The organism is Ruegeria sp. P8 (assembly GCF_056534665.1).
This window is the reverse complement of record NZ_JBQERC010000043.1, coordinates 1-4,333: the sequence shown is the minus strand read 5'-3', so window position 1 is coordinate 4,333 and position 4,333 is coordinate 1. Positions and strand designations below refer to the sequence as shown.

Genomic DNA, 4,333 nt, shown 5'->3' with positions numbered 1-4,333 from the left:
CCGCCGGCACCTGAAACCATCATCCCGATGGATCACAGGCCGATGATGCACTAACAATCAACTTGGACCAGTCAGATGAGGCTGCTCACAACTTCTCGATTATTCGAGATGGGCTCTGTAAACATGCGAGTTGCCCACCAAGCCAAGTTTTAAACTCGCGAAGCGGCAAAACACAGCTAGTGTGACGGTTAGACAATGTCTTCCTCTGTTTTCTGTGTAAGACTGAATGTTGGAACATAGACCAGTTTTCGCCCAGATATCACTTAGCAGCCGTTCGCGTTTAGCGCAGCATTTGAAAATTTGGGCTCTCTGCCGACCAATGCCAGTGCAACAAGCTACCCGGACAAGGCACCACAAGAGCGGCTGTTCGTCATGACGGTCAAACTCTTGTTTCTACAACACTTGTTACAGTGCGCCGCCATTCTGGTTTCAGCAACCGTCATTCATGTGAAGCGCGGCGAAATCTGATAGCGAGCCCTGACCGGTCATTGTCATTTCGTGCTGCGCGCGCGAGCAGCGGCGAATATTCTGCGCAAGCACGAAATTCCATGACGCGGTGCGGCGGCGATTATGGCCATTCGTGCATCACGCAGCAATTTTGAAGGGGTGAATATACAGGGAGCGGGACAGACCCGCCTTTCGCTCACGCGGCTGTTGCTGACGCAGCATCCGTTCGCATTCGCAGCGGCGATACTGCCGCGCAACAACACAGGTCGCCGAAGCGGTCATTCCCAAGCGGTTTCCGGGGCATCGTCTTAACCTAGCCTTCGCCGCATGGGTCTCGGACTCAAAAGTCGCGGGACTAAGCTGACTTTCAAAACTGTGAAATGCTAAGGTTTGAATAGTATTACTGAGAGGATTTTCCCATGACCGATATGGAAATCTACGAAAAGCAACAAATGGGTGGGGTGGTCAAAAAGGGAAACCGCACAGCGCTGATAGTAGTTGATTTCGTAAATGGGTTTATCGACCCGGAGATTTTCGGAGGTGGAAATTGTTTGGAAGCGGCTCAGGCAAGTATTGGTGTCGTGGAGGCGTTCAGAAAACAGGGACTTCCGATTGTATTTACCCGCATCGTTTATTCGGAGGACGGGTCCGATGCAGGGGTTTGGTGTGAGAAGGCACCTCGGTTGCGCGAACTGATAGAAAGCAATCCCGCAAGTCATGTAATAGATATTTTACGGCCGAAAAGCGGGGAGCTTGTTGTGTGCAAGACCCAGCCCTCAGCATTCTTCGATACTAACCTTGGATCGGTGTTGAGAGGCAAGAATGTTGATGCTGTCGCAGTCGTCGGAGCAACGACAAGCGGATGTGTCAGAGCAACTGTGGTCGACGCAATCAGTAGCAATTTCCGACCGACGGTCATATCGGATTGCGTTGGAGACCGGGCTCAGGGCCCTCATGAAGCGAACCTTTTCGACATGAAACAGAAATACTCCAACCTGATCCGCTCGACAGACGTTCACGAATTATTCTGAGTACGGGTAATCGGACATTGCGGCCATTCACGCGGGCTTTCGTTGCGACTATACTGGGAGATGGTCAGCCCGGTTCAGTCAAATCTGCACAGGCGTCCAAGATGTAACGGGCGGTCATAAGATCAAGATGTGCCCCGCCCCCGTTTTTGAATAGGGTGATGTCTTGGTCCGAGAATCTGGAAAACCTTCCTTTTGGCATATCGTAGAAATCCGCCATTATGTGTTTGGCACCGATGACACCAGAAGCCAGTGGAATTGCTAATTCGCCCGAGTTCTCCAATGTCATTTCTCGACTATCGACGAATACCTTTGAACGCAGAATTGCTTCGTCATCTGCTTCGCGCATATGGGGCAAGTAGGAACCGATTAAGTCGACATGCTGACCGGGGCGCAGCCAAGCTCCTCTTATCAACGGCTCCGTGCTCATGGTTGCGCAACAGATGATGTCGGGGCACCTTGCCGACCGTTCCAGTTCGTCAACCACAGTCACCTCAGGGTAATCCACCGCTAATTCTTCTGCGCGTTTAAGCGTTCGGTTCCAAACGTTGACTTGCGCATTTGGGAACCCGGCTCGGTAGACTTCGACCATAGAGCGCGCCACAGTACCTGCCCCCACGATAACAATGTTCTTCGAACTCTTTGGGGCAAGCTTCAACGAAGCGAGCAAGCTGTCCGCCGCAGTTTTCCATTTGGTGATTGCGTGAAAGTCTATATGCGCGAGCAAGACTCCCGTCTGGGCTGAATAGAGACAGAACCCACCATTGACGCTCGATAGTCCCAATCCGACATTTTTCGGAAATATTGTTGGTGTTTTAACCGCTATTCCAATTTTGTCGATCCACGCCGAAAGTGAAATTACAATATTCCCATTGCGTTCCAGATATGCGGAACTAATTTCCGCCTTCGGCAATCGATGTCCCTCCTCCAGCGCTCGTGCGAGTGCAAGCCAGTCAAGTCTGGCTTCAACGGTCTGATAATCAATGAAGCGCGGTTCCATGGCTTGTTGTGCTAAAGTTTGAATTGTGAATGAGTAATAGCATAGCCACGTCTTTTGCTGAAATCTTGAGGTCGGCTTTGGGCTTTTATCACCAATCGACGAGAGCCGCAGAGAACAACAGCTTCGAACCCAAGTTTACTCTCTGCCAGAAATTGGTTAGGGAAACAGCCGACCGATTTCCCTTCGCGTCGATGCACATATCTTCAAAAGAAAAAACAACGGAAGACCTTGAGAATGAAAAACTCGGCGTCAGGAAGCTGTCTATGCAGGGCCGTCATGTTTCACATTCGAGGTGATTTCGAAAGTTTCTATCTTTGTCATTGCTCGCGCTGCCGCAAAGATAGCGGTTCAGATCACGCGGCAAACCTATTTTCGTCTAATGCAGTGATTGAATGGGTAGCGGGGCAGGACAAAATCAAGTTATTTCAAGTCCCTGAAACGCGACACGTCTAAAGCTTCTGCATGGAGTGTGGATCGGCGCTGCCTACGTCTCAGATGAGCGGCGCTTTGGTGGTTGTACCCGCAGGGTCACTGGACAGCCCGGTCAGCATTCGCCCCAATGCACGTATCTGCTACGCCAGCCGCGCGAAGTGGACCGACTGGCTGCAATCCGTAAAAACCATTGACGGACTTCCCAGCTAACTGTTGTGTGTTTCAGAGCGATGTGGCGATCCCAAATTGGAACCAAATTCTGCTTAGTCCGCGAAGCTGGTGTTGCAAAGTCTTGTTTTGAATGTCCGTTTTGGGCTGCGAGCGGTCTATCGCACCATTTCAGAAATCGCCGGCACTGACCCTTTTTAGACCTGCTTTGGGGCGAGTTTGTTCCACTCATCAGCGCTCATGCTTTTTCGCGTCAACCCATCCTCCGAGGCGAACTGAGCTGCTTTGACGAGGAGAAAGGCCACCGTGATGGCGTCTACCTCGCAGCGTTTCTCGAATTCTTCGGTAGTCTCATTGGGCCCTTCTTCTGACATTCCCATTCCCCTCTGTATCTGACGCTTTCGGGCAATTGGCTTACTTTGCATAGTACTTCATCGCCCCGGAAAAGCCAGTTGTCGCGTGCGCGAGTGCTTCTTCCGAGGAGGCTCCAATTCTGCAAACAACCTCGTCCTTCAGCGCGAGTAGTTTGCAATGGTGTAGTAGGACGGGAGACCGACTCCGGCTCCTCATTATTCGTTTTATTGGGGGTCATCCGACGACACATCCTGCTCGTTGTCAGACGTTGTTTCATTTTCCCGAATTGCCAACTCCGCGATTTTTCGAACCAGATACCAAACGCTGCTGCGGCGTGTGTGCCCATTGATCCAGCCGGTCACATCCTTGGCCGGGATGTCGAGATGCGGAGCTTCGTCTTCAAAAACTCGGACCCTGTAGTCGGAGATGTCAGAAAGCCCGGACATGTTTCCTGCACGGGCTTCCGCGATTGGAGTACGGTTTACATAAACAACAACTCTCAGCATTTTCGTCCTTCCTGTTTTGTGGTGTCTGCACGCTTGGGTCCTCGTAGATTCCATTAGTTCCAAGAGTGATTTTTGGTCTTCTGATGCAATAGGCCCCGCACCAGCCGTCTCAAAACCCGCACTGATCTGTGCCGTCCATAAGTGCCCACCAAAGCTTCAACATCGCCCAGATCCAGCCGAAAAAACTCAGACCTCAACCCGAACTCAGCAGCGAATTCGCTCACCAGGCTTTGAATGATCGCAGGCAGTTGTTCCGGTGTCGGAGGCGGGATTTCATGGATTGTGCAGCGGCTGAGAAGAGGCGCAGGTGGACGTGTCGCGGTTTGATGCCGCTCCTTTGATAGCATTTATTGCAACAAAGGAGACGAACTATGGGACTGAAACGGACGGACGAATTC

At 51.5% G+C, this 4,333-nt stretch carries 4 protein-coding genes and 1 pseudogene; 2 read left to right on the top strand and 3 right to left on the bottom strand.

The genetic code is table 11. The features are described 5' to 3' along the window. Positions 1–866 precede the first annotated feature (866 nt). Positions 867–1,478, top strand: a complete 612-nt coding sequence (locus ACR0BZ_RS19660; protein WP_480921064.1) for an isochorismatase family protein — start codon at positions 867–869, stop codon at positions 1,476–1,478. Between the two features lie 64 nt (positions 1,479–1,542). Here ACR0BZ_RS19660 and ACR0BZ_RS19655 read toward each other — a convergent pair whose 3' ends face one another. Then, a complete protein-coding gene (locus tag ACR0BZ_RS19655; RefSeq protein WP_480921063.1) occupies positions 1,543–2,475 on the bottom strand; it encodes an ornithine cyclodeaminase family protein in 933 nt (310 codons plus the stop codon). Between the two features lie 234 nt (positions 2,476–2,709). On the opposite strand from ACR0BZ_RS19655, the pseudogene ACR0BZ_RS19650 reads away from it, so the two are divergent. Next, positions 2,710–3,117, top strand: a pseudogene (locus tag ACR0BZ_RS19650) (GFA family protein). A 155-nt stretch (positions 3,118–3,272) separates the two neighbouring features. On the opposite strand, the gene ACR0BZ_RS19645 reads toward ACR0BZ_RS19650, so the two are convergent. Both ACR0BZ_RS19645 and ACR0BZ_RS19640 read right to left on the bottom strand, forming a co-directional pair. Continuing rightward, a complete protein-coding gene (locus ACR0BZ_RS19645) occupies positions 3,273–3,449 on the bottom strand; it encodes a hypothetical protein (RefSeq protein WP_480921062.1) in 177 nt (58 codons plus the stop codon). 204 nt (positions 3,450–3,653) lie between these two features. After that, positions 3,654–3,935 (bottom strand): hypothetical protein, encoded by a 282-nt coding sequence (locus tag ACR0BZ_RS19640; RefSeq protein ID WP_480921061.1) that lies wholly within the window; start codon positions 3,933–3,935, stop codon positions 3,654–3,656. Positions 3,936–4,333 lie beyond the last annotated feature (398 nt).

Excerpts from the sequence above, each read along its gene's own strand:
- ACR0BZ_RS19660 (WP_480921064.1), top strand. The coding sequence starts at position 867 with ATGACCGATATGGAAATCTACGAAAAGCAACAAATGGGTGGGGTGGTC.
- ACR0BZ_RS19655 (WP_480921063.1), bottom strand. The coding sequence starts at position 2,475 with ATGGAACCGCGCTTCATTGATTATCAGACCGTTGAAGCCAGACTTGAC.
- ACR0BZ_RS19645 (WP_480921062.1), bottom strand. The coding sequence starts at position 3,449 with ATGTCAGAAGAAGGGCCCAATGAGACTACCGAAGAATTCGAGAAACGC.
- ACR0BZ_RS19640 (WP_480921061.1), bottom strand. The coding sequence starts at position 3,935 with ATGCTGAGAGTTGTTGTTTATGTAAACCGTACTCCAATCGCGGAAGCC.